Raw genomic sequence first — 24,546 nt, 5'->3', positions numbered from 1 at the left:
GAAGAGACATGACCGAGAACACCCCCACCGCAGAGCTCTCCGCCGCCGGCGTCAGCATCTGGCTCGACGACCTCTCCCGCTCGCGCATCTCCACCGGAGGGCTGCAGAAGCTCATCGAGGAGAAGAACGTCGTCGGAGTCACCACGAACCCCACGATCTTCGCCGCGGCCCTGACCAACGGCGAGTCCTACGACGCCCAGGTGCGCGAGCTCGCCTCCGCCGGCACCTCGGTGACCGACGCCGTCTTCGAGATCACCACCGACGACGTCGCCGCGGCGTCCGACATCTTCCGCCCGATCTACGACGCGACCAACGGCTACGACGGCCGCGTGTCGATCGAGGTCGAGCCCGGCCTGGCGCACGACGCCCAGGGCACCATCGAGCAGGCCAAGGCCCTCTGGGCCAAGGTCGACCGCCCCAACGCGATGATCAAGATCCCCGCGACCGTCGAGGGCCTCGAGGCCATCACGGAGGTCATCGGCTCCGGCATCTCGGTGAACGTCACCCTGATCTTCTCGCTCGCCCGCTACCGCGCCGTCATCAACGCGTACCTGGCCGGCCTCGAGAAGGCCAAGGACGCCGGCATCGACCTGTCGACCATCCACTCCGTCGCCTCGTTCTTCGTCTCGCGCGTCGACACCGAGATCGACAAGCGCCTCGAGGCCATCGGCACCGACGAGGCCCGCGCCCTCAAGAGCAAGTCCGGCGTCGCCAACGCGCAGCTGGCCTACGAGGTCTTCGTCGAGGCGTTCGCCACCGAGCGCGCCCTGCTGCTCCAGGAGTCCGGCGCCAACCGCCAGCGCCCCCTCTGGGCCTCGACCGGCGTCAAGTCGACCGACCTCCCCGACACCCTCTACGTGACTGAGCTCGTCGCGGCCGGCGTGGTCAACACGATGCCCGAGAAGACCCTCGAGGCGACCTTCGACCACGGCGTCATCACCGGCGACACCGTCACGGGCTCGTACGCCGACGCGAACGCCGTCCTCGACGCCGTCGCGGCGCAGGGCGTCTCGTACGCCGACGTCACCGAGCTGCTCGAGAAGGAGGGCGTGGAGAAGTTCATCGTCTCCTGGAACGAGCTGCTCGACACCGTCACCGCGGCGCTCGAGGGCGCGAAGGCGCAGGCCTGATCATGGCCATCCAGATCCACGTCAGCGGAGACGCCGAGAAGGCCGTCGACCGCGTCGTCCCGGAGCTCGTCGCCGACGAGGTCGCCTCCGGCATCACCGCCCAGGTCCCCACCCTGTGGGGCGCCGCGGCGGAGGAGGAGGCGGCCAAGCGCCTCGGGTGGACCGAGTCGACCACCGTCTCCCGCCCCCTGATCCCCCAGATCCTCGCCCTGCGCGAGGAGTTCCAGGCCAAGGGCGTCGACCACATCGTCCTCGGCGGCATGGGCGGCTCCTCGCTCGCGCCCGAGGTCATCACCCGCACCGCCGGCGTCGAGCTCACCGTGCTCGACTCGACGGCGCCCGGCCAGGTGCTCGCGGCCCTGAACGACCGGCTCGCGTCGACCGCGGTCGTCATCTCCTCGAAGTCCGGCTCGACCGTCGAGACCGCGAGCCAGAAGAAGGCCTACGAGAAGGCGTTCACGGAGGCGGGCATCGATCCGCTCGACCGCATCGTCATCGTGACCGACCCGGGCTCGCCCCTGGACACCTCCTCCCGCGAGGCCGGCTACCGCGTGTTCAACGCCGACCCGAACATCGGCGGGCGCTTCTCGGCGCTCTCCGCGTTCGGCCTCGTGCCGTCCGGGCTCGCCGGCGCCGACATCGAGGCCCTCCTCGACGAGGCGGCCGAGGCCTCCCTCGGGCTCGCCGTGGACTCCCCCGAGAACCCGGGCCTGATCCTCGGAGCGGCGATCGCCGCGACCAGCCCGCGCCGCGACAAGCTCGCGATCGTCGCCGACGGGACCGACATCGTCGGCTTCGCCGACTGGGCGGAGCAGCTCATCGCCGAGTCCACCGGCAAGGACGGCACGGGCATCCTCCCCGTCGTCCTCGGCACGCTGGCCCCCGAGCTCTCGGAGGACCTGCCCGACGTGCAGGTCGTCCGCCTGGTCGAGGACGCCACGGCGCTGCACCTGTTCCCGCGCGACCGCCACGAGGGCGAGATCCTCCTCTCCGGCTCGCTCGGCGCTCAGATGCTGACGTGGGAGTACGGCGTCGCCGTCGCGGGTCGCCTCCTGGGCATCAACCCGTTCGACCAGCCCGACGTCGAGTCGGCGAAGGTCGCGACCCGGGCCCTGCTCGAGAAGCGCCCCGAGCCCGAGGCGCCCGCGTTCACCGACGCGGGCATCGAGGTCACCGGCAGCAGCAGCGTCACCGAGGGCGTCTCGACCGTCGCCGCCGCTGTCGACCGCCTCCTCGCGCAGCTGGGCGACGGCGGCTACGTCTCGATCCAGGCGTACGTCGACCGCCTCGCGCTCCCGCAGCTCGAGGGCGTGCGCGACCTCCTCGCCGCGCAGGCCCAGCGCCCCGTCACCTTCGGGTGGGGCCCGCGCTTCCTGCACTCGACCGGGCAGTACCACAAGGGCGGGGCGCCGACCGGCGTGTTCCTCCAGATCACCGAGCGCTCCGACGTGGACCTCGAGATCCCGGACAGCCCGTTCACCTTCGGCCAGCTCATCCTGGCGCAGGCCGCCGGCGACGCGAGCGTGCTCGCCGAGCACGGCCGGCCGGTGCTGACCCTCACGCTGACCGACCCCGAGGCCGACCTCGAGGCGCTCTTCGAGGCCCTCAACACCTGATCCGACGGGCACGCCGCCGCTGCGCTCTCGAGCGCGCGGCGGCGTGCCCGCGGTCGTCCCGCGACCACTTCCCGGGGCAGCAGCCGGGCCCGCCCGCTCCTCCCCCTCCCTCACCGATAGCAGTGCGCCGGTCCCACCGGCACACAGAAGGACACTGCACATGTCTGTGGACATCACCCCCGAGTTCAACCCGCTGAGGTTGAGCTTCGACCGCCGGTTGAACCGGATCGCCGGGCCCAGCGGCCTCGTCATCTTCGGCGTGACCGGCGACCTCTCCCGCAAGAAGCTCATGCCCGCGGTCTACGACCTCGCCAACCGCGGCCTCCTGCCTCCCGGCTTCGCCCTCGTCGGATTCGCCCGGCGCGACTGGGACGACCAGGACTTCGAGCAGGTCGTCCACGACTCCGTGAAGAAGCACGCCCGCACCGAGTTCCACGAGGAGGTCTGGGCGCAGCTCGCGCAGGGCATCCGGTTCGTGCAGGGCGAGTTCGACGACCCCGAGGCGTTCGCCCGCCTGAAGACGACCGTCGACGACCTCGACCGCGAGCGCGGCACGAACGGCAACTTCGCCTTCTACCTCTCGATCCCCCCGAAGTCCTTCCCGCAGGTCACCGAGCAGCTGCGCAGCTCCGGCCTCGCCGAGCAGAAGGACGGCCAGTGGCGCCGCGTCGTCATCGAGAAGCCGTTCGGCAGCGACCTGAAGACGGCCCGCGAGCTGAACGACGTCGTCGAGTCGGTCTTCCCGCCCGACTCCGTCTTCCGGATCGACCACTACCTCGGCAAGGAGACGGTCCAGAACATCCTGGCCCTCCGCTTCGCCAACATGATGTACGAGCCGCTCTGGAACTCGAACTACGTCGACCACGTGCAGATCACCATGGCCGAGGACATCGGCGTGGGCGGGCGCGCGGGCTACTACGACGGCATCGGAGCGGCGCGCGACGTCATCCAGAACCACCTGCTGCAGCTGCTCGCCCTGACCGCCATGGAGGAGCCGATCTCGTTCGACGCGGCCGACCTCCGTGCGGAGAAGGAGAAGGTCCTCGCGGCCGTCCGCCTCCCCGCCGACCTCTCCACTTCTACCGCCCGCGGACAGTACGCCGGCGGCTGGCAGGGCGGCGAGAAGGTGCTCGGCTTCCTCGAGGAGGACGGCATGAGCCCCACCTCGACCACCGAGACCTACGCCGCCATGCGCCTGGACATCGGCACCCGACGCTGGGCCGGCGTGCCGTTCTACCTGCGGGCCGGCAAGCGCCTCGGCCGCCGCGTCACCGAGATCGCGGTCGTGTTCAAGCGGGCACCGAAGCAGCTCTTCGCCGAGAGCCAGACCACGTCGCTGGGCCAGAACGCGCTCGTCATCCGGGTCCAGCCCGACGAGGGCGTCACCATGCGCTTCGGCTCGAAGGTGCCCGGCGCCGGCATGCAGGTGCGCGACGTGACGATGGACTTCGGCTACGGCCACGCGTTCACCGAGGCGAGCCCCGAGGCCTACGAGCGCCTCATCCTCGACGTCCTCCTGGGCGAGCCGCCGCTCTTCCCCCGGCACGAGGAGGTCGAGCTGTCCTGGAAGATCCTCGACCCGATCGAGGAGTTCTGGGCCACGCAGGGCCAGCCCGAGCAGTACCGCCCCGGAACCTGGGGCCCCGATTCCGCCGACGAGCTCCTCGCCCGCGACGGCCGCACCTGGAGGCGTCCATGATCGTCGATCTGCCCGACACCACGACGAGCGAGGTCTCGAAGACCCTCGTCAAGATCCGCGAGGAGGGCGGCGCCGTCGCCCTCGGCCGCGTCCTCACCCTCATCATCGCGACCTCGCGGGGTCACGAGGAGGAGGCCATCGAGGCCGCGAACGACGCGTCCCGCGAGCACCCGATGCGCGTCATCGTGGTCTCGAAGGACGACGGCACCACCACGGTCCCGGTCGACGCGACGGCGCGGGTCGACGCGCAGATCCGGGTCGGAGGCGACGCCGGCGCGAGCGAGGTCGTCGTGCTCCGTCCCTACGGAGACGCGGCCGAGGACGAGGAGAGCCTGGTCACGGGCCTGCTCCTCCCCGACGCCCCCGTCGTGGCCTGGTGGCCGAACAGCGCTCCGGACAACGCCTCCGCGTCCCCGATCGGCCGGATCGCCACTCGGCGGATCACCGACGCGTCGGCCCAGTCGAACCCGGCGGAGGCGCTGCACCACCTCGCCTCCACCTATGCCCCCGGCGACACCGACTTCGCCTGGACCCGCCTCACCCTCTGGCGCGCGCAGCTCGCAGCCGTGCTCGACCAGCCGCCCTACGAGCCGATCACGGCCGTCGAGGTCTCGGGCGCGCCCGACTCCCCCTCGACGATCCTGCTCGCCGCCTGGCTGCAGCTCGAGCTCGACATCCCCGTCGACCACGAGCTCACGATCAGCGCCACCGGGTCCAGCGGGATCCACGGCGTGCGGCTCATCCGCGACTCCGGAGTGATCGAGCTCGAGCGCTCGGTGCCCAACGTCGCGACGCTCACGCAGCCCGATCAGCCGGTCCACGACATCTCGCTCCCCCGCCGCAGCCTCCGGGACTGCCTGGCGGAGGAGCTGCGCCGGCTCGACCCGGATGACCTGTACGGTGAAGTGATCTCGCGCGGGGTCGACATGCTCACTGAGAAGGCCGAGGTCCGCAGCGCCTCCTGAGGCGTGGGCGCCCGTCCAGGGCGCCCACGCCTCAGAGCTTCCCGACACGGAGCCGAACCCCGCCGATCGGCACCCGAACCCGAAGGAGTCCCCTGAGATGACCACCGAACGCCGCGTGCTGGTCCACCGCGACAAGCAGACCCTCGCCGGCTCGGTCGCCGCCCGGTTCCTCACCAAGACGATCGACGTCCTCGACGACCTGGGTTCGGCGAACGTCGTGCTCACCGGAGGGACGATGGGAGCCGCCACGCTCAAGGAGATCGGCTCCTCCTCCGCCGCCGGCAACGTGGACTGGTCGCGCGTGCACTTCTGGTGGGGTGACGAGCGCTGGGTGCCCCGCGGCCACGAGGACCGCAACGACGTCCAGGCGGGGGACCTCTTCAGCGTCCTCGACGTGCCGGCGGCGAACGTGCACTCCTACCCCGCCTCGGACGAGGGCCTGGACCTCGACGGCGCCGCCGCTGCCTACGACGCGGAGTTGCGCGAGCACGCCTCCGAGGGGCGCGACTACCCGCGCTTCGACATCACCTTCCTCGGCGTCGGGCCGGACGGGCACATCGCGTCGCTGTTCCCCGAGCGCTCCGCGATCCGCTCCACGACGCCCGGCGTCCTCGCCGTCCGCAACTCTCCGAAGCCGCCGCCCGAGCGCCTCACCCTCACGCTGCCGCTGATCAACCAGTCGGACCGCATCTGGATGGTGCTCGCCGGCGCCGACAAGGCCTCGGCCCTGGGCCTCGCGCTCGCGGGTGCCAGCACGAACGAGGTGCCCGCGTCGGGCGCGTTCGGTCGCAAGCGCACGGTGTTCTTCGTCGACCAGGAGGCAGCGGCCGAGGTCCCCGAGTCGCTCATCGCTCCGAGCTACTGAGCACGGTCCGGAAACGACGGAAGGCCCGTCCCCCGAGGGGGCGGGCCTTCCGTCGTTCGTCGTCCGGTGAGGATCAGGACGGGGTCGCGGTGCCTCGTCGGGCGCGCAACTGCTGCAGCGCCTCCTCGAGGAGCTGAGCCGCCTCGGCCTCGGTGCGGCGCTCCTTCACGTAGGCGAGGTGCGTCTTGTAGGGCTCGGTCTTCGCGACCTGCGGCGGGTTTGCCCGGTCGCGGCCCGCGGGGAGACCGGACTGCGGCGAGTCGATCACCTCGGGGATCTCGTCCTCGGGGAGGGCCGCCGAGAAGTGGCGCACCGTCTCGTTGCCGAGAGCGTCCCAGTAGGAGACCGCGACGCGCTCCGCGTGGAAGCCCCGGTCCTGCTCGCCCATGGGTCCTGCGCCGACGCGCGAACCGCGGATTGCACTGCCGCCTGATGCCATTGCGAGTACCCCTATGCTCCGGTGGTGAACTTGGTGATGAGTCCGAGCACCACGATGCAGGCCAGCCAGACGACGCCCAGGATCACGGTGATGCGGTTCAGGTTGCGCTCGGCGACGCCCGACGCGCCGAGGTTGGAGGTGACTCCGCCCCCGAACATGTCGGACAGTCCGCCGCCGCGCCCCTTGTGGAGCAGGATCAGCATGGTGAGCAGGAGGCTCGTGATGCCCAGGATGACCTGGAGCACGACCTGGAGGATGTCCACGCGGTACCTTTCGAAGTTCTGGCGCGTTGCGCGCCCCGACGAGTATAACGGCGCCTGCGAATCCGCGAGGAATGCGTCGTCCCGTGTTCGGGGCGATGTATACGAGTGTCCGTCGAGGGGCGGAGCGGGTGGCCTCGTCGCGGTGCCCTCGACAACCTCTTCAGTCGCCGGACCGCGAGCCTGTGATCCACGCACTTTCGGATCGATCGAGCCGAACGCGCCGCGCTCTCGGACGACACCCCGCAACGAGCCGACAGCCCCGGACCGGCCAACGCGTGAAGCCGGTATGGGATCTCCGAGGCGAACCGGCGATCCGCGTCCCAGCGGATCGCCGTAGCCGAACGCATCCCGCTCTCGGAACCGCGCCCCGTCGCGGAGCCGACCGCGCCACGCCGCGCGGGGAGCGGCGTGGACGACGAGAGGGCGGGCCCGATGGGCCCGCCCTCTCGTCGCAGCAGCTCAGACCCCGACGTGGTTCCGGAATCGTGCGATCGCCGCGAACTCGTCGACCTGGAGGCTGGCGCCTCCGACGAGTGCTCCGTCGACGTCGGGCTCGCGCATGAAGCCGGCGATGTTGCCGGACTTCACGGAGCCGCCGTAGAGGATGCGGGTCTTCGCGGCGGTGTCGGCGCCGAGGACGTCGGCGACGACTCCGCGGAGCGCCTTGCAGACCTGCTGGGCCTGCTCGGGCGTCGCGGCCTGTCCGGAGCCGATGGCCCAGACCGGCTCATAGGCGACGACGAGGTCGGCGTCCGCGGGGAGGCCGGTGAGGGCCTCCTTCAGCTGGGCGACCGGCACGGCCGACGGGCCGTGCTTCTCGAGGTCCTCCGCGGTCTCGCCGACGCAGATGATCGGAGCGACGCCGTGATTGACGGCCGCGGCCGACTTGGCGGCGATGTCCGCGTCCGTCTCGCCGTGGAGCGTGCGACGCTCCGAGTGGCCGACGATCACGTAGTCGCAGTCGAGCTGCTTCAGGAACTGGCCCGAGATCTCGCCGGTGTAGGCGCCGCTGTCGAACTTCGAGACGTCCTGCGCACCGTACTTGAGCGGCAGCTTGTCCGAGTCGACGAGGATCTGCACGGGCCGGAGGTCCGTGAAGGGCGGGAACACCGCGACCTCGACGCCATCGAAGTCGTGGTCGGCGTCCGTGAGGCTCCACGCCAGCTTCTGCACGAAGGCGATGGCCTGGAGGTGGTCCAGGTTCATCTTCCAGTTGCCGGCGATGAGCGGGGTGCGGGCGGCGGTGTCTACCATCCGAGGACCTCCAGTCCGGGGAGGCGCTTGCCCTCGAGGAATTCGAGGCTCGCTCCGCCTCCCGTCGAGATGTGGCCGAACTGGTCGTCGCGGAACCCGAGGGCGCGGACGGCCGCGGCGGAGTCGCCTCCGCCGACGACGCTGAGACCGTCGACCTCGGTGAGCGCCTGCGCGACGGTCTTGGTGCCCGCCGCGAACGGCTCGAGCTCGAAGACGCCCATGGGGCCGTTCCAGAACACCGTCCTGGACGCCGCGATGATCTCGGCGAAGTGCGCGGCGGTGTCCGGTCCGATGTCCAGGCCGAGGCCCTTCTCACCGAAGGGCGTGCCCTCGATCGCGTCGGCCGAGGCGACCTGGTGCTCGGCGTCGGGGCCGAACTCCGACGCCACGACGACGTCCGTCGGCAGGACGATCTCCACACCCAGCTCCTTCGCCTTCGCGAGGTAGCCGAGCACGGTGTCGACCTGGTCGGCCTCCAGCAGGCTGGCGCCGACCTCGTGGCCCTGGGCCTTGAGGAAGGTGAAGAGCATTCCACCGCCGATGAGGATCGAGTCGACCTTCGGCAGCAGGTGCTCGATCACGCCGAGCTTGTCCGAGACCTTCGAGCCGCCGAGGACGACCGCGTAGGGGCGCTCGGGCTTCTCGGTGAGCCGCTCCAGCACCTCGAGCTCGGCCGCGATCAGCGTGCCGGCCGCGCTGGGGAGAAGCTCGGCGAGCTCGTAGACGCTCGCCTGCTTGCGGTGCACGACGCCGAACCCGTCGGAGACGAAGGCGTCGCCGTAGGCGGCCAGCTTCTCGGCGAAGGTGCGGCGCTCGGCCTCGTCCTTGCTCGTCTCGCCGGCGTTGAACCGGAGGTTCTCGAGGACGACGACCTGGCCGTCCTCGAGGGCGTCGACGGCGGCCGAGGCCGCCTCCCCGACGGTGTCCTCGGCGAAGGCCACCGGAGCGTCAAGCAGCTCGCCGAGGCGGGCGGCGACGGGAGCGAGGCTGTACTTCGCCTCGGGCTTCCCCTCGGGGCGCCCGAGGTGGCTCACGACCACGACTCGGGCGCCCTCGGAGACCAGACGCTGGAGTGTGGGCACCGACGCGCGCACGCGTCCGTCGTCCGTGATCGTTCCGTCCTTCAGGGGGACGTTCAGATCGCAGCGGACGACGACGCGCTTGCCTGCGAGGGAGCCCAGTGAGTCCAGAGTGCGGAGCGTCACTGCGCGCAACCCTTAGAGCTTGCCGGCGACGAACTCGGTGACGTCGACGAGGCGGTTGGAGTAGCCCCACTCGTTGTCGTACCAGGAGGCGACCTTGACCTGGCTGCCGATGACCTTCGTGAGGCCCGCGTCGAAGATCGACGAGTGCGGGTCGGTCACGATGTCGCTCGAGACGATCGGGTCCTCGGTGTACTTGAGGATGCCCTTGAGGTCTCCCTCGGAGGCGGCCTTGTACGCCGCGTTGATCTCCTCGACGGTGGCGGGCTTGGTCAGCTCGACGGTGAGGTCGGTGATCGAGCCGGTCGGGACCGGGACGCGGAGGGCGTAGCCGTCGAGCTTGCCGACGAGCTCCGGGATGACCAGGCCGAGCGCCTTGGCGGCACCGGTCGAGGTCGGGATGATGTTGACGGCGGCGGCGCGGGCGCGACGCAGGTCGCTGTGCGGGCCGTCCTGGAGGTTCTGGTCGGCGGTGTACGCGTGGACCGTGGTCATCAGGCCGCGCTCGATGCCGAAGTTGTCGAGCAGCACCTTGGCGAGCGGCGCGAGGCAGTTCGTGGTGCAGGACGCGTTCGAGATGATGTCGTGCGTCGCGGGGTCGTAGGTGTTCTCGTTCACGCCGAGGACCAGGGTCGCGACGTCGCTGCCGGTGGCGGGAGCGGAGACGATGACCTTCTTGGCACCCGCGGTGATGTGCTTGCGCGCGTCCTCCGACTTGGTGAAGCGGCCGGTCGACTCGATGACGACGTCGACTCCCAGCTCGCCCCAGGGGAGGTTCGCGGGGTCGCGCTCCTCGAGGACGATGATCGGCTTGCCGTTGACGACGATGCGGTCGCCGTCGAGCTCGACGGTCGCGTCGAGGCGGCCCGTGATGGAGTCGTACTTCAGGAGGTGCGCGAGGGCCTTGTTGTCGGTGAGGTCGTTGACCGCGACGATCTCGAGGTCGCTGCCCTTGGCGAGGGCTGCACGGAAGAAGTTACGGCCGATACGGCCGAAGCCGTTGATGCCGATCTTGACGGACACAGATATCTCCTGGTGAGGAAAGGCACCTCGACGGTGCAGTGGAGGGGTGGAAGCCGACGACAGGGCGTCCCGGACACGGGGCCCGGGACGCCGAGATCGCTACGACAGTAGCAGCAGGCCCGAAGTCTTCTCGCGGGCCTTCTCGAAGCGCGCGGAGACGTCGGCCCAGTTCACGATGTTCCAGAACGCCTTGACGTAGTCGGCCTTCACGTTGACGTAGTCGAGGTAGAAGGCGTGCTCCCACATGTCGAGGAGGAGGACCGGGACGGTCGCCGCGGCGAGGTTGCCCTGGTGGTCGTAGAGCTGCTCGATGATGAGCTTCTCGCCGAGCGAGTCCCAGGCGAGGATCGACCAGCCGGAGCCCTGGATGCCGAGGGCCGAGGCGGTGAAGTGGGCGCGGAACTTGTCGAACGACCCGAAGTTGTCGTCGATGGCCGCGGCGAGCTCGCCGACGGGCTTGTCGCCGCCGTCCGGCGAGAGGTTGTTCCAGAACACGGTGTGGTTCACGTGACCGGCGAGGTTGAAGGCGAGGTCCTTCTGGAGCTTGTTCACGTTCGCGAGGTTCTCGCTGTCGCGAGCCTCCTGCAGCGAGGCGAGGGCGGTGTTCGCCCCGGCCACGTACGTCGCGTGGTGCTTGTCGTGGTGGAGCTCCATGATCCGCCCACTGATGTTCGGCTCGAGGGCCGAGTAGTCGTAGGGCAGTTCGGCGAGCGTGTAGTCAGCCATGTGCGATCTCCTGTTCGTGGTCGTCGCTCCCGTGCGACCCGCCGGCGTCTCGGCGTCCTCCGCGAGGCGGAGGAGGAGGGCCGGGAGTGTCCTGAGCGACCCGATCAGTCTAGCGAGGGGGCCCCTCCGCGTTCGGAGGGCTTGCGTTGTTCGACCAGGAGACACTGAGCGTTCGCCGGGCGGGGCGCGCCGTGCGGCCGGGCCTACAGGTCCTGCAGCTCTGCCGGGAGGTTCGCGTCGGTGCCCGGGATGTCGAGGTCGGACGCGCGCTTGTCGGCCATCGCGAGGAGGCGGCGGATGCGGCCGGCGACGGCGTCCTTCGTCATCGGCGGATCGGCGTGGTGGCCGAGCTCGTCGAGGCTCGCGTCGCGGTGCGCGAGGCGCAGGCGCCCGGCGTAGCGGAGGTGCTCGGGGATGTCGTCGCCCAGGATCTCCATCGCGCGCTCGACGCGGGCGCACGCCGCGACGGCGGCCTGGGCGGAGCGGCGGAGGTTCGCGTCGTCGAAGTTGACGAGGCGGTTCGCGGTCGCCCGCACCTCGCGGCGCTGGCGCAGCTCCTCCCAGCTCGCGACGGTCGCGGTCGCGCCCATCAGGGTGAGCATCGCGCTGATGCTCTCGCCGTCGCGGATGACGACCCGGTGGACGCCGCGCACCTCGCGGGACTTGGCCTGGACTCCCAGGCGTCCGGCGGCTCCGACGATCGCCATGGCCGCCTCGTTGCCGGGGCAGATGATCTCGAGCGCCGCGGAGCGGCCCGGGTCGGTCAGCGAGCCCTGGGCGAGGAAGGCGCCGCGCCACAGGGCGGCGAGCTCCTCGCGGGAGCCGGTCGTGAGGCGGTTGGGCAGGCCGCGGACGGGCCGGCCCCGCTGGTCGAGGAGGCCGGTCTGCCGGGCGAGGGTGTCCCCGCCCTCGACGACGCGCACCAGCCAGCTCGTGGTCCTCCGGGATCCGCCGGCCGAGACGATGCTGCCCTCGCTGCGGACGCCGTACAGCTCGGCGAGGTCGCGGCGCACGCGGGTCGCGAGCGGGGCGGAGTCGAGCTCGACCTCGACCGCGAGGCGGTTGGAGATGATGTGCAGTCCTCCGGAGAAGCGGAGGATGGTCGCCAGTTCGGCGGCACGGACGGTGTTCTTGCGCGAGACGATCGCGACCAGTTCGCCCTTGACGTCTGCGGTGAGGGCCACGGAGTCTTCCTTACGTCGGGTGCGCGGCTGAGCGCGCGGGGATCATTCTCGGCCGAGGTCGCGGTGCGCCACGTTGACGGCGACGCCCGGCAGCTCGGCCAGACGGGCCGCGACACGGCCCGCGACCGCGACGGAGCGGTGCTTGCCTCCCGTGCAGCCGATCGCGATGGTCGCGTGGCGCTTGTTCTCGCGCTGGTAGCCGTCGAGCACGGGGCGCAGGGCCCGGGAGTAGGAGTCGATGAACTCCTCGGCGCCCTGCTGGGCCAGCACGTAGTCTCTCACCTCTTCGTCGAGACCCGTGTGAGGACGCAGCTCCGGGATCCAGTACGGGTTCGGCAGGAACCGCGCGTCGGCCACCATGTCGGCGTCCGTCGGCAGCCCGTACTTGAAGCCGAAGCTCATCACCGTGACCTGGAGGCCCGCGCGGCCGGCCTCGGCGAAGCGCTCGGTGATGCTGGTGGCCAGCTGGTGGATGTTGAGATCCGAGGTGTCGATGACGATGTCGGCCGACTCCCGCAGCTGAGCGAGGCGCGTCCGCTCGGCGGAGATGCCGTCGAGGAGGGTCCCCCGGCCCTGCAGCGGGTGCGGACGGCGCACCTGCTCGAAGCGACGGACGAGCGCGGCGTCGGTGGCCTCGAGGAACACCACTCGGAGGTCGACCCCGGCGCGCAGCTCGCGGACGATGTCGCCGAGGTCCTCGAAGAAGTCGCGTCCGCGGACGTCGACGACCGCCGCGATCTTCGGCAGCGTGTCCCCTGCACGCTGCGCCAGGTCGACCAGCGGGCGCAGCATCTGCGGCGGCAGGTTGTCGACGACGTACCAGCCGAGGTCCTCCAGCGCGTTCGCGGCCGTGGACCGGCCCGCTCCGGACATCCCCGTGACGATCAGCACGTCCTGCTGCTCGCTCTCCGTGCTCATGCGCTCTCCGTGCTCGTGTCTGCTCGTGTCCTCGGTGCCGGGCACCGGCCGCTCTCCCCCGGAGCGCGGGCCTCCAGCCTAGGGCGTGCCCCCGACGGCGGACCCGTCCGGATGCAGGTGCGCGTGGATCGCGCCCGCCAGCGTCGGGCCGATCCCCTTGACCTCGGCGATCTCGGCCTCGCCCGCCTCGCGGAGCCGGGCGACGGATCCGAAGTGCTTCAGCAGGTCGCGAACTCGCGTGCCTCCGAGCCCGGGCACCTCGGCCAGCTGCGACGAGATGTCGCGCTTGCGACGCGTCCTCTGGTGGGTGATCGCGAAGCGGTGCGCCTCGTCGCGGATGCGCTGGAAGAGGAAGAGCGCATCGCTGTTGCGCGGCAGGATGACGGGGAAGTCGGAGTCCGGCAGCCAGATCTCCTCGAGGCGCTTGGCGATCCCGCAGAGGGTGATGCCGGTCACCCCGGACTCGTCGAGCGCGCGCTGCGCCGCCGCGACCTGCGGCTGGCCGCCGTCGACGATCAGCAGCTGCGGGGGGTACGAGAACTTGCGCCGCTTGGCCTCGCCGGTCTCGGGGTCGACCGCCGCGGGCTCGACCGGCTCGCGGAGGTAGGCGAGGCGGCGGGTGAGCACCTGGTACAGCGACTCGGTGTCGTCCGTCGACTCCGCGATGGAGAACCGCCGGTACTGGTCCTTCCGCGCGAGCCCGTCCTCGAAGACCACCATCGAGGCGACGATGTTGGTGCCGCTGAGGTGGGAGACGTCGTAGCACTCCATCCGGAGCGGCGCCTCGCTCATGCCGAGGGCGTCGCGGATGTCCTCCAGAGCCTGCGTCCGAGCGGTGAAGTCGGCGGAGCGGCGGGTCTTGTAGAGCATCAGCGAGTGCTTCGCGTTCTGCGTCGCCGTCTCGAGGAGGGCGGCCTTGTCTCCGCGCTGGGCCGCTCGGAGGCGCACGTTCGTGCCGCGCAGTCCGCTCAGCCACTCCTCGAGCGCCTCGGTGTCCTCGGGCAGCTCCGGCACGACGACCTCCCGGGGCGGGACGTCGCCGGTCTCGTAGGCGGCCTGGAGGGCCGTGTCGACGAGCTCCGCCGTGCTCATGTCGAGCTCCTTGTCGACGACCCAGCCCCGCTCGCCGCGGATGCGCCCGCCGCGGACCCGGAACTGCTGCACGGAGGCGGCGAGCTCGTCGTGGACGATCGCGTAGAGGTCGACGTCCACGTTGTCCTTGAGCACGACCGCGCTCTTGGCGAGGACCGCGTCGAGGGCGGCGGCCTGATCGCGAAGCTTGCCGGCGCGCTCGTACTCCATCGCCGCGGCGGCCTCGCGCATCTCCTTCTCGAGCTCGCCGATCATCCGGCGGTCGTGGCTGCCCATGAAGGCGACGAAGCGGTCGACCATCTCGCGGTGCTCGGCGAAGGTGACGCGGTGGGAGCAGGGCCCGCCGCAGCGGCCGATCTGCGACGCGAAGCAGGGCTTGCCGCTCTGCATGGCGCGCTTGTAGTTGGAGTCGTTGCAGGTCCTGATTGGGAACGCCTTGATCATCAGGTCGATCGTCTCGTGGATCGCCCAGATCTTCGGGTAGGGCCCGAAGTAGCGGGCCTTCCTGATCTTGGCGTTCCGCGTGACCATCACCCGCGGGGCCTCGTCGCCGAGCGTCACCGCCATGTAGGGGTAGGACTTGTCGTCGCGGAACTTGACGTTGAAGGGGGGATCGAACTCGTTGATCCAGGTGAACTCGAGCTGCAGGGCCTCGACGTCGGTGCCGACGACGGTCCACTCGACGCCGGAGGCCGAGGTGACCATCCGCCGGGTGCGCTCGTGCAGGCTCGGCAGCGGGGCGAAGTAGTTGCTCAGCCGCGCGCGGAGGTTCTTGGCCTTGCCCACGTAGAGCACCCGCCCCCGGGCGTCCGTGAAGCGGTACACGCCCGGGAGGGTCGGGATCTCACCCGGCTTCGGCCGGAAGTCGACTGTCTGCGCCATGCCTCTCGCTCGCGTCAGCCGAGGATCTCGGCGAGGAACATGCCGGTGTGGCTGCCCTCGACCTTCGCCACGTGCTCGGGGGTGCCCACCGCGACCACCTGTCCGCCGCCGGCGCCGCCCTCGGGACCCATGTCGATCAGCCAGTCGGCCGACTTGATGACGTCGAGGTTGTGCTCGATGGTGATCACCGTGTTGCCCTTGTCGACCAGGCCGTTGAGGACGAGGAGGAGCTTGCGGACGTCCTCGAAGTGCAGGCCCGTCGTCGGCTCGTCGAGCACGTAGACGCTGCGGCCGTTGGAGCGGCGCTGGAGCTCGGTCGCCAGCTTGACGCGCTGCGCCTCGCCGCCGGAGAGCGTGGTCGCGCTCTGCCCGAGGCGGACGTAGCCGAGGCCCACCTCCACCAGCGTGCGGAGGAAGCGGTGGATCGCCGTGATCGGCTCGAAGAAGTCGGCCGCCTCGGCGATCGGCATGTCGAGCACCTCGGCGATGTTCTTGCCCTTGTAGTGCACGGTCAGGGTGTCGCGGTTGTAGCGCGCTCCCCCGCAGACCTCGCACGCGACGTAGACGTCGGGCAGGAAGTTCATCTCGATCTTGATGGTGCCGTCGCCCGAGCAGGCCTCGCAGCGGCCGCCCTTGACGTTGAAGCTGAAGCGGCCGGGCAGGTACCCCCGCGCCTTCGCCTCGGTGGTCTCGGCGAAAAGGTTGCGGATGCGGTCGAACACGCCCGTGTAGGTGGCGGGGTTCGAGCGCGGCGTGCGGCCGATCGGGTTCTGGTCGACGTGCACGACCTTGTCGAGGTTCTCGAGGCCGGTGACGCGCGTGTGCTTGCCCGGCACCTTGCGGGCGCCGTTGAGCTGGTTGGCGAGCACGCGGTAGAGGATGTCGTTCACGAGGGTGCTCTTGCCGGAGCCGGAGACCCCGGTGACCGCGACGAACGTGCCGAGCGGGAACTCCGCGTCGACCTTGCGGAGGTTGTTGGCGTTCGCCCCGACGACCTTGATCATCCGCTTGCGGTCGATCTTCCGCCGCTTCTTCGGGACCTCGATCGCCTTGCGGCCCGAGACGTAGTCGCCGGTCAGCGAGTGGGTGTTCTCGAGCAGCGACTCGTAGGAGCCGGAGTGAACGACCTTGCCGCCGTTGACCCCGGCGCCCGGGCCGATGTCGACGATCCAGTCGGCGGTGCGGATGGTGTCCTCGTCGTGCTCGACCACGATCAGCGTGTTGCCCAGGTCGCGCAGCTTGATGAGGGTGTCGATCAGGCGGCGGTTGTCGCGCTGGTGCAGGCCGATGCTCGGCTCGTCGAGCACGTAGAGCACGCCGGTCAGCCCGGAGCCGATCTGGGTCGCCAGGCGGATGCGCTGCGCCTCGCCGCCCGACAGGGAGGCGGCGGCGCGCGAGAGGTTGAGGTAGTTGAGCCCGACCTCGATGAGGAAGTCGATGCGCGCGCGGATCTCGCGCAGCACCTGCGCGGCGATGTGCGCCTCGCGGTCGGTCAGCTCGAGCCGGCTCATGAAGTCCTGGGCGTCGCCGAGGCTGAGGTCGGCCACGTCCGCGATGCTCGCCCCGTGCACGAGCACGGCGAGCACCTCGGGCTTGAGGCGCGAGCCCTTGCACACGGGGCAGGGCACCTCGCGGAGGAACTCGGACCAGCGGGTGCGCTGGACGTCGGTCTCGGCCTGGACGAACTGGCGCTCGATGTAGGGCACGACGCCCTCGAAGCCCGAGGTGTAGCTCATCTCGCGGCCGTAGCGGTTCTTCCACTTGACCTTGACCTCGAAGTTGTCGCCGTGGAGGACGGCCTGCTGCACCTCGGTGCTGAGGCGCTTCCACGGGGTGGTGAGCGTGAAGCCGAGGTCGCGGGAGAGGCCGTCGAGCAGCTTCTCGTAGTACTGGAACAAGCCCTTGCCCTGGGTGGTCCAGGGGATGATGACGCCCTCGGCGATGCTCAGGTCGGGGTCGCCGAGCAGCAGCTCGTCGTCGACCGACATGCGCGTGCCGAGGCCCGAGCACTCCGGGCAGGCGCCGAAGGGCGCGTTGAAGGAGAAGGTCCGCGGCTCGATCTCGGTCAGCGAGATCGGGTGGTTGTTGGGGCAGGACAGCTTCTCGGAGTAGGTGGTCCAGGCGCCGTCGCCCTCGCCGTCGACGTAGTTGATCTGCACGATGCCGTCGGTGAGCCGCAGGGCCGTCTCGAGCGAGTCGGTGAGGCGCCCGAGGATGTCGGGGCCGGCCACGAGCCGGTCGACCACGACGGAGATGTCGTGCTTGTACTGCTTCTTGAGCACCGGCGGCTCGCTCAGCTGGACGAGCTTCCCGTCCACCATGGCGCGGGAGTAGCCGCCCGCGGTCAGCTCCTTGAAGAGGTCGACGAACTCGCCCTTCTTCTGCGAGACGACGGGGCTGAGGATCTGGTAGCGGGTACCGGTCTCGAGCTCCATCAGCTGGTCGGCGATCTGCTGCACGGTCTGCGCGGAGATCCGCTCGCTGCAGATGGGGCAGTGCGGGACGCCGATGCGCGCCCACAGCAGACGCATGTAGTCGAAGATCTCGGTGATCGTGCCGACGGTCGAGCGCGGGTTGCGGTTCGTCGACTTCTGGTCGATCGAGACCGCGGGGCTGAGGCCCTCGATGAAGTCGACGTCCGGCCGGTCCACCTGCCCGAGGAACTGGCGGGCGTACGCGGAGAGGGACTCGACGTAGCGCCGCTGGCCCTCCGCGAAGATCGTGTCGAAGGCCAGAGAGGACTTGCCCGAGCCCGAGAGACCGGTGAACACCACCATCGAGTCGCGCGGGATCTCGAGGTCGACGTTCTGCAGGTTGTGCACCCGCGCGCCGCTCACCACCAGCTTCGCGGACGACTCGTCGAGCGAGGAGACGAAGCGGTGGAAGGAGGGAGAGGGGGTGGAGGAGGGGTCCGTAACGGCGTTCAGGATCGACACTCCGAAAGTGTATGCGGAGCTACCGACATCGCCCGTGGCGTTCGCTGGGCGCTGATCCGCGGGCCCCTCCCCTTGCGGATCAGCGCCCCCGATCAGGACAGGTGCCCGGCCTTCTCCATCTGGCGGAGCTCGCGCTTGAGCTCCTGGACCTCGTCCCGCAGCCGGGCCGCGAGCTCGAACTTGAGCTCGCCCGCCGCCTGGAGCATCTGCCCGTTGAGGTCGGAGATGATCGCCTCGAGGTCGTTGCCGCCGTTCGCGGCGAGACCCTGGCGGCGCAGGTTCGGCGTCGGACTCTTCTTCTTGGCGTCGCGCCCGGCGAGCAGCTTGGCGGTGTCGGCCCCCTCGCGGGCGAGGGCGTCGGTGATGTCGGCGATCTTCTTCCGCAGCGGTGTCGGGTCGATGCCGTGGTCGAGGTTGTAGGCGACCTGCTTCTCGCGTCGGCGGTCGGTCTCGTCGATCGCGAGCCGCATCGAGTCCGTCACCTTGTCGGCGTACATGTGGACCTCGCCCGAGACGTTGCGCGCCGCACGGCCGATCGTCTGGATGAGCGACGTGGACGAGCGGAGGAAGCCCTCCTTGTCGGCGTCGAGGATCGCCACGAGCGAGACCTCGGGCAGGTCGAGCCCCTCGCGCAGCAGGTTGATGCCGACCAGGACGTCGTAGACGCCCGCCCGCAGCTCCGAGAGGAGCTCGACGCGGCGCAGGGTGTCGACATCGGAGTGCAGGTAGCGGACGCGGACGCCCGCCTCCGTGAGGAAGTCGGTGAGCTCCTCGGCCATGCGCTTCGTCAGCGTCGTGACGAGCACGCGCTCGTCGCGCTCGGTGCGGCGCTTGATCTCCTCGAGCAGGTCGTCGATCTGGCCCTTCGTCGGCTTGACGACGATCTCGGGGTCGATCAGGCCGGTCGGGCGGATGATCTGCTCAACGATGCCGTCGGCGATGCCCATCTCGTAGCGGCCCGGGGTCGCCGAGAGGTAGACGGTCTGACCGACGCGCGACTTGAACTCCTCCCACTTCAGGGGCCGGTTGTCCATCGCCGAGGGCAGGCGGAAGCCGTGCTCGACCAGCGTGCGCTTGCGGGAGGCGTCGCCCTCGTACATCGCACCGATCTGCGGCACAGTCACGTGCGACTCGTCGATCACGACGAGGAAGTCGTCCGGGAAGTAGTCGAGCAGGCAGTGCGGGGCCTCGCCCGACTCGCGGCCGTCGATGTGGCGGGAGTAGTTCTCGATGCCGGAGCAGAATCCGATCTGCTGCATCATCTCGAGATCGAAGGTCGTGCGCATCCGCAGGCGCTGCGCCTCGAGGAGCTTGTTCTGCTTCTCGAGGTCGGCCAGGCGCACCTCGAGCTCCTGCTGGATGGTGTCGATCGCACGGTGCATGACGTCCTGGCTGGCGACGTAGTGCGAGCCGGGGAAGACCGACACGGAGTCGAGCTTCCGGACGATGTCGCCGGTGAGCGGGTGGAGCGTGTAGAGCGCCTCGATCTCGTCGCCGAACATCTCGATCCGGATCGCGAGCTCTTCGTACATCGGGATGATCTCGATCGTGTCGCCCCGCACCCGGAAGGTGCCGCGGGCGAAGTCGACGTCGTTGCGCGCGTACTGCATCGACACGAACTTGCGGATGAGGCGGTCCCGATCGACCCGCTGGCCGACCTGGAGCGCCACCATCGCCTCGAGGTACTGCTCGGGCTGGCCGAGGCCGTAGATGCACGAGACGGTCGACACCACGATCACGTCGCGGCGGCTCAGGAGCGAGTTCGTGGTGGAGTGGCGCAGCCGCTCGACCTCGGCGTTGACCGAGCTGTCCTTCTCGATGAAGGTGTCCGTCTGCGGGACGTAGGCCTCGGGCTGGTAGTAGTCGTAGTACGAGACGAAGTACTCGACGGCGTTGTTGGGGAACAGCTCGCGGAACTCGTTGGCGAGCTGCGCGGCGAGGGTCTTGTTGTGCGCGAGCACGAGCGTGGGGCGCTGCACGGCCTCGACGAGCCAGGCCGTGGTCGCGGACTTGCCGGTTCCGGTGGCGCCCAGCAGGACGACATCGGTCTCGCCGGCGTTGATGCGGGCGCTCAGATCGGCGATCGCGCCGGGCTGGTCACCGCTCGGCTTGTACTCGCTGATGACCTCGAACGGGTGCACGGCACGGGTTGGCTCCATGGTTCGAAGCGTAGCCGCGACCACCGACACCGGACGGCGCGTGCGCTGGCGGCGAACGGGGGTGCGCTCTCCGGCCGGGCCGCTCGGTCACGAGGGCGGGTGTCGGGGAGGGACCGTCAGCGGGCGAGCCGCTCCCACAGCGCGTCGGTCCGAGCGAGCGTGTCCTCCAGCGTGCCGGAGGAGTCGATCACGACGTCGGCGAGGGCGAGGCGCTCCTCGTCGCTCGCCTGCGACGAGACCCGCGCCCGCGCCTCCTCCTCGGTCAATCCCCGGCGGGCGACGAGACGCTCGATGCGGAGGTGCTGCGGCGCGTGCACGACGACCACCTCGTCGAACTCCCCCGCTCCTCGGCCCTCGGCCAGGAGGGGGACGTCGTAGACGACCACCGCGTCCGGGTCCGCCTCGGCGGCCTCCGCGAACAGCCGCTGCGAGCGGAGCGTCACCGCCGGATGGGTGATCGCATTGAGGTCGGCGCGGGCCGCCGCGTCCGAGAAGACGATCGCGCCGAGCGCCGGGCGGTCCAGCGCGCCGTCCGCGCGGATCACGGACGGGCCGAAGCGCTCGGCGATCGCCGCCAGCGCCGGCTCCCCCGGCTCGACGACCTCGCGCGCGAGGACGTCGGCGTCGACCACCACCGCTCCGTGCTCGGCGAGACGGCGGGCGACAGTGGACTTGCCCGAGGCGATGCCTCCGGTGAGGGCGACGAGATGCACCCGGCCACCCTACCCAGCGCCGTCGCCCGGAACGCCGAACGGCCGGCCCCCGAGGGGACCGGCCGTTCGATGCGATGTGCTCGCGATCAGTTGTTCGAGGACAGCTTCTCGCGGAGCGCGGCGAGCGACTCGTCGTCGGCGAGGGTGCCGCCGGTGGTCGACTCGCTGGTGAAGCCGGCGCCGACCGAGACGCCCTCGGAGACGGTGGCCGCCTCCTCCTGCGACTTGGCCACCTGGGCCTTGTGGGCCTCCCAGCGCGCCTGAGCAGCGGCGTACTCCTGCTCCCAGGCCTCGCGCTGCGACTCGAAGCCCTCGCGCCACTCGTTGGTCTCGGGGTCGAAGCCCTCGGGGTACTTGTAGTTCCCCTGGTCGTCGTACTCCGTGGCCATGCCGTAGAGCGCCGGGTCGAACTCGGTGCCCTCGGGGTCGACGTTCTCGTTCGCCTGCTTGAGCGAGAGGGAGATGCGGCGACGGTCGAGGTCGATGTCGATGACCTTGACGAACACCTCTTCGCCGACCGACACGACCTGCTCGGCGAGCTCGACGTGCTTGCCCGACAGCTCGGAGATGTGGACGAGGCCCTCGATGCCGTCCGCGACGCGGACGAAGGCACCGAACGGGACCAGCTTCGTGACCTTGCCCGGCGCGACCTGTCCGATCGCGTGGGTGCGGGCGAAGACCTGCCACGGGTCCTCCTGGGTCGCCTTGAGCGAGAGCGACACGCGCTCGCGGTCGAGGTCGACCTCGAGGATCTCGACGGTGACCTCCTGGCCCACCTCGACGACCTCGGAGGCGTGCTCGATGTGCTTCCAGGAGAGCTCGGAGACGTGGACGAGACCGTCGACGCCGCCGAGGTCGACGAACGCACCGAAGTTGACGATCGACGACACGACGCCCTTGCGGACCTGACCCTTGTGCAGGTTGTTCAGGAACGTGGTGCGGCTCTCGGACTGGGTCTGCTCGAGGAGCGCGCGACGCGACAGGACCACGTTGTTGCGGTTCTTGTCGAGCTCGAGGATCTTCGCCTCGATCTCCTGGCCGAGGTACGGCGTGAGGTCGCGGACGCGGCGCAGCTCGATGAGCGAGGCCGGGAGGAAGCCGCGGAGGCCGATGTCGACGATGAGACCGCCCTTGACGACCTCGATGACCGAGCCGGTGACGACGCCGTCCGACTCCTTGATCTTCTCGACGTCGCCCCACGCGCGCTCGTACTGCGCACGCTTCTTGGACAGGATCAGGCGACCCTCCTTGTCCTCCTTCTGGAGGACGAGGGCCTCGACGCTGTCGCCCACGTTGACGACCTCGGAGGGGTCGACGTCGTGCTTGATGGAGAGCTCGCGCGAGGGGATGACGCCCTCGGTCTTGTAGCCGACGTCGAGGAGGACCTCGTCGCGGTCGATCTTCACGACGGTGCCTTCGATGAGGTCTCCGTCGTTGAAGAACTTCAGAGTCTTTTCGACCGCGGCAAGAAAGTCTTCAGCAGACCCGATGTCGTTGATCGCGACCTGCTTGGTTGCCTTGTCGGTCGTTGCGGTTGTCATTAAGGGATGCTCCAGGATGGATGGGTCTCGGGCGGCGGCCGCCTGCGGGCCTCGCGGCTCGGCGGAGTGGTGACCACTGCGGTGGTGAGGGATGTGCCTCCGGCCCGGGAGCCGCGCTCGGCCGGCCGGAGGACCGGCCTTCCTCGCGCGCCGCGGGCACGGCGGCGCCACAGATGTGACACCCCAGCTTAGACGCCCCGGGAGGCGCACGGCAATCTCGCCGCGCCCGTCCAGGCGCGGGTTCCGGAGTCAGCCGGCGAGGGAGGAGCGGAGGATGTCGAGACCGACGCCGCCGAGGTCGAGCGCCCTCCGGTGGAAGGCCGCGAGCGAGAACGCGGCGCCCTCGCGCGCCTCCGCCTCGTCGCGCAGCTGCTCCCAGATCCGCTGCCCGATCTTGTAGGACGGAGCCTGCCCCGGCCAGCCGAGGTACCGGTTCACCTCGAAGCGCACGAACGCGTCGTCCATGTTCACGTTGGCCCGCAGGAAGTCGAGGGCCGAGTCGGCGGTCCAGACGGTGTCGGAGCCCGGCATCGGCTTCTGGAGGTGCACGCCGATGTCCAGCACGACGCGCGCCGCGCGCATCCGCTGTCCGTCGAGCATGCCCAGGCGGTCGGCCGGGTCGTCGAGGTAGCCGAAGCGCTCCATCAGCCGCTCCGCGTAGAGCGCCCAGCCCTCGGCGTGGCCGGAGGTCCCGGCGAGCTGACGGCGCCAGGTGTTGAGGCGGGCGCGGTTGTGGACGGCCTGGCCGATCTGCAGGTGGTGGCCCGGGACGCCCTCGTGGTAGACCGTGGTCAGCTCCCGCCAGGTGGCGAACTCGGTGACTCCGGCCGGGACCGACCACCACATCCGCCCCGGGCGCGAGAAGTCGTCGCTCGGACCGGTGTAGTAGATGCCGCCCTCCTGGGTCGGCGCGATCCTGCACTCGAGGCGGCGCACCTCCTCCGGGATGTCGAAGGCGGTGCCGGCGAGCTCGCGGACGGAGCGGTCGCTGGTCTCCTGCATCCAGGCCTGCAGAGCGTCGACGCCGTGCAGAGTGCGGGCCGGGTCCGCCTCGAGGTGGGCGATCGCCTCGGCGACGGAGGCGCCGGGCAGGATCTCGCGCGCGATCGCCTCCTGCTCGGACGTCATGCGGGCCAGCTCCTCGATCCCCCACTCGTAGGTCTCGTCGAGGTCGACGACAGCGCCGAGGAAGCGGCGGGAGTGCAGCGCGTACAGCTCCCGGCCGACGGCGTCCTGCTCGGTCGCGGCGGGGGCGAGCTCGCCCCGGAGGAACTGCGCGAGCGACCCGTAGGCGGCCGAGGCACGGCGGGCGCCGTCCTCCAGTCGCTGGGCGAGCGACGCGGGCAGGGATCCGGCGGCGGGGGCGGCCTCCGCGGCCAGCTCGGCGAAGAACCCGCGGGGAGCGGCGATCTTCCGCGCCTGCTCGGCGACGAGCTCGACCTGGCGGCGGGCGGGGACCACGCCGGTGCGGATCCCCTCGCGCAGGGTCTCCGCGTAGCCCTCGAGGGCGGCCGGCACGGCCAGCAGCCGCTCGGCGACCGCCTCCCAGTCGGCGACCTCGTCCGTCGGCATCAGGTCGAAGACGTCGCGCAGCTCCTGCGCCGGGGACGCGATCACGTTGAGGTCCCGCAGCGGCAGACCGGCGTCGTGCCCCTCCAGGGAGAGCCGGAGCTCGGCGCCGAGGTCGGCGGCCGTGACGCGGTCGACGTCGTCCACTGGGTCGGCGGCCTCGAGCTCGGCGAGGGCCGAGGCGGTCGCCGCCCGGGCCTGCTCGAGACCGGCCGGCGAGTAGTCGCCCAGACGGCCGTTCGCGCCGCTGCGTCCGATCGCGGTGCCGAGGGTGGGGTCGAGGTCGACGAGCGTGTCGACCCAGCGCTCGGCGACGGCGTCGACGGCGGTGGGCTCGCGGGGGGTGTCGGTGCTCATGCCTCCGAGCCTA

19 protein-coding genes are annotated in these 24,546 nt (G+C 70.4%); 5 read left to right on the top strand and 14 right to left on the bottom strand.

Annotated features, from left to right (window positions below):
* Window positions 1-8: 8 nt before the first annotated feature.
* The 5 genes from tal to pgl all read left to right on the top strand — a co-directional run bounded on the left by tal (window position 9) and on the right by pgl (window position 6,275).
* Entirely contained in the window at window positions 9-1,130 is a 1,122-nt protein-coding gene (gene tal / locus C5B95_RS05340; RefSeq protein ID WP_104348649.1) for a transaldolase, read from the top strand.
* Window positions 1,131-1,132: 2 nt separating this feature from the next.
* Window positions 1,133-2,746 (top strand): glucose-6-phosphate isomerase, encoded by a 1,614-nt coding sequence (locus C5B95_RS05335; protein ID WP_104348648.1) that lies wholly within the window; start codon window positions 1,133-1,135, stop codon window positions 2,744-2,746.
* A 160-nt stretch (window positions 2,747-2,906) separates the two neighbouring features.
* Complete coding sequence (zwf, locus tag C5B95_RS05330) at window positions 2,907-4,445, top strand: glucose-6-phosphate dehydrogenase (RefSeq protein ID WP_104225293.1); 1,539 nt, start codon at window positions 2,907-2,909, stop codon at window positions 4,443-4,445.
* Complete coding sequence (locus C5B95_RS05325; protein ID WP_104348647.1) at window positions 4,442-5,410, top strand: glucose-6-phosphate dehydrogenase assembly protein OpcA; 969 nt, start codon at window positions 4,442-4,444, stop codon at window positions 5,408-5,410. The genes zwf and C5B95_RS05325 overlap by 4 nt, the downstream gene beginning before the upstream one ends.
* A 97-nt stretch (window positions 5,411-5,507) precedes the next feature.
* Window positions 5,508-6,275: a 6-phosphogluconolactonase gene (gene pgl, locus C5B95_RS05320; RefSeq protein ID WP_104221917.1), complete on the top strand. Its 768-nt coding sequence runs from the start codon at window positions 5,508-5,510 to the stop codon at window positions 6,273-6,275.
* A gap of 73 nt (window positions 6,276-6,348) precedes the next feature.
* On the opposite strand, the gene C5B95_RS05315 is transcribed toward pgl, so the two are convergent.
* The 14 genes from C5B95_RS05315 to C5B95_RS05250 form a co-directional block, all read right to left on the bottom strand.
* Window positions 6,349-6,714, bottom strand: a complete 366-nt coding sequence (locus C5B95_RS05315; RefSeq protein ID WP_055791968.1) for an RNA polymerase-binding protein RbpA — start codon at window positions 6,712-6,714, stop codon at window positions 6,349-6,351.
* Between the two features lie 11 nt (window positions 6,715-6,725).
* Window positions 6,726-6,977 (bottom strand): preprotein translocase subunit SecG, encoded by a 252-nt coding sequence (gene secG / locus C5B95_RS05310; protein ID WP_104221915.1) that lies wholly within the window; start codon window positions 6,975-6,977, stop codon window positions 6,726-6,728.
* 459 nt (window positions 6,978-7,436) lie between these two features.
* A complete protein-coding gene (gene tpiA / locus C5B95_RS05305; protein WP_104348646.1) occupies window positions 7,437-8,231 on the bottom strand; it encodes a triose-phosphate isomerase in 795 nt (264 codons plus the stop codon).
* Window positions 8,225-9,436, bottom strand: a complete 1,212-nt coding sequence (locus C5B95_RS05300; RefSeq protein ID WP_104257823.1) for a phosphoglycerate kinase — start codon at window positions 9,434-9,436, stop codon at window positions 8,225-8,227. The genes tpiA and C5B95_RS05300 overlap by 7 nt, the downstream gene beginning before the upstream one ends.
* Before the next feature lie 12 nt (window positions 9,437-9,448).
* Window positions 9,449-10,456, bottom strand: a complete 1,008-nt coding sequence (gene gap, locus C5B95_RS05295; protein ID WP_104221909.1) for a type I glyceraldehyde-3-phosphate dehydrogenase — start codon at window positions 10,454-10,456, stop codon at window positions 9,449-9,451.
* Window positions 10,457-10,555: 99 nt separating this feature from the next.
* On the bottom strand, window positions 10,556-11,182 hold the full coding sequence (locus tag C5B95_RS05290) for a superoxide dismutase (protein ID WP_104221907.1): 627 nt from the start codon (window positions 11,180-11,182) through the stop codon (window positions 10,556-10,558).
* Window positions 11,183-11,385: 203 nt separating this feature from the next.
* Entirely contained in the window at window positions 11,386-12,366 is a 981-nt protein-coding gene (whiA, locus tag C5B95_RS05285) for a DNA-binding protein WhiA (protein WP_104221905.1), read from the bottom strand.
* 42 nt (window positions 12,367-12,408) lie between these two features.
* Window positions 12,409-13,284 carry an RNase adapter RapZ gene (gene rapZ, locus C5B95_RS05280; RefSeq protein WP_097166020.1) on the bottom strand — a complete coding sequence of 292 codons (876 nt, stop codon included), beginning with the start codon at window positions 13,282-13,284 and terminating at the stop codon, window positions 12,409-12,411.
* A gap of 78 nt (window positions 13,285-13,362) precedes the next feature.
* Window positions 13,363-15,258: an excinuclease ABC subunit UvrC gene (gene uvrC, locus C5B95_RS05275; protein WP_104232640.1), complete on the bottom strand. Its 1,896-nt coding sequence runs from the start codon at window positions 15,256-15,258 to the stop codon at window positions 13,363-13,365.
* A 14-nt stretch (window positions 15,259-15,272) separates the two neighbouring features.
* Complete coding sequence (uvrA, locus tag C5B95_RS05270) at window positions 15,273-18,101, bottom strand: excinuclease ABC subunit UvrA (RefSeq protein ID WP_374954250.1); 2,829 nt, start codon at window positions 18,099-18,101, stop codon at window positions 15,273-15,275.
* 185 nt (window positions 18,102-18,286) lie between these two features.
* Window positions 18,287-20,353, bottom strand: a complete 2,067-nt coding sequence (uvrB, locus tag C5B95_RS05265; protein ID WP_104221901.1) for an excinuclease ABC subunit UvrB — start codon at window positions 20,351-20,353, stop codon at window positions 18,287-18,289.
* 116 nt (window positions 20,354-20,469) lie between these two features.
* Window positions 20,470-21,066 (bottom strand): dephospho-CoA kinase, encoded by a 597-nt coding sequence (coaE, locus tag C5B95_RS05260; protein ID WP_104267315.1) that lies wholly within the window; start codon window positions 21,064-21,066, stop codon window positions 20,470-20,472.
* Window positions 21,067-21,152: 86 nt separating this feature from the next.
* Window positions 21,153-22,607: a 30S ribosomal protein S1 gene (gene rpsA, locus C5B95_RS05255; protein ID WP_104221897.1), complete on the bottom strand. Its 1,455-nt coding sequence runs from the start codon at window positions 22,605-22,607 to the stop codon at window positions 21,153-21,155.
* Window positions 22,608-22,856: 249 nt separating this feature from the next.
* On the bottom strand, window positions 22,857-24,533 hold the full coding sequence (locus C5B95_RS05250) for a DUF885 domain-containing protein (protein WP_104348645.1): 1,677 nt from the start codon (window positions 24,531-24,533) through the stop codon (window positions 22,857-22,859).
* Window positions 24,534-24,546: the final 13 nt, after the last annotated feature.

The sequence above is a fragment of the Rathayibacter sp. AY1A7 genome (genome assembly GCF_002930845.1).
In the GTDB taxonomy this organism is placed as follows: Bacteria; Actinomycetota; Actinomycetes; order Actinomycetales; family Microbacteriaceae; genus Rathayibacter.
Note: the sequence above shows the minus strand (reverse complement) of the source record. Positions and strands in the feature narration are given on the sequence as shown.

What these genes read in the sequence shown, in the direction of transcription:
- rapZ (WP_097166020.1), bottom strand. Translation starts at nt 13,284, where the DNA reads ATGAGCACGGAGAGCGAGCAGCAGGACGTGCTGATCGTCACGGGGATG.
- zwf (WP_104225293.1), top strand. Translation starts at nt 2,907, where the DNA reads ATGTCTGTGGACATCACCCCCGAGTTCAACCCGCTGAGGTTGAGCTTC.
- pgl (WP_104221917.1), top strand. Translation starts at nt 5,508, where the DNA reads ATGACCACCGAACGCCGCGTGCTGGTCCACCGCGACAAGCAGACCCTC.
- tpiA (WP_104348646.1), bottom strand. Translation starts at nt 8,231, where the DNA reads ATGGTAGACACCGCCGCCCGCACCCCGCTCATCGCCGGCAACTGGAAG.
- uvrC (WP_104232640.1), bottom strand. Translation starts at nt 15,258, where the DNA reads ATGGCGCAGACAGTCGACTTCCGGCCGAAGCCGGGTGAGATCCCGACC.
- C5B95_RS05335 (WP_104348648.1), top strand. Translation starts at nt 1,133, where the DNA reads ATGGCCATCCAGATCCACGTCAGCGGAGACGCCGAGAAGGCCGTCGAC.
- C5B95_RS05315 (WP_055791968.1), bottom strand. Translation starts at nt 6,714, where the DNA reads ATGGCATCAGGCGGCAGTGCAATCCGCGGTTCGCGCGTCGGCGCAGGA.
- rpsA (WP_104221897.1), bottom strand. Translation starts at nt 22,607, where the DNA reads ATGACAACCGCAACGACCGACAAGGCAACCAAGCAGGTCGCGATCAAC.
- tal (WP_104348649.1), top strand. Translation starts at nt 9, where the DNA reads ATGACCGAGAACACCCCCACCGCAGAGCTCTCCGCCGCCGGCGTCAGC.
- C5B95_RS05250 (WP_104348645.1), bottom strand. Translation starts at nt 24,533, where the DNA reads ATGAGCACCGACACCCCCCGCGAGCCCACCGCCGTCGACGCCGTCGCC.
- C5B95_RS05325 (WP_104348647.1), top strand. Translation starts at nt 4,442, where the DNA reads ATGATCGTCGATCTGCCCGACACCACGACGAGCGAGGTCTCGAAGACC.
- uvrB (WP_104221901.1), bottom strand. Translation starts at nt 20,353, where the DNA reads ATGGAGCCAACCCGTGCCGTGCACCCGTTCGAGGTCATCAGCGAGTAC.
- C5B95_RS05290 (WP_104221907.1), bottom strand. Translation starts at nt 11,182, where the DNA reads ATGGCTGACTACACGCTCGCCGAACTGCCCTACGACTACTCGGCCCTC.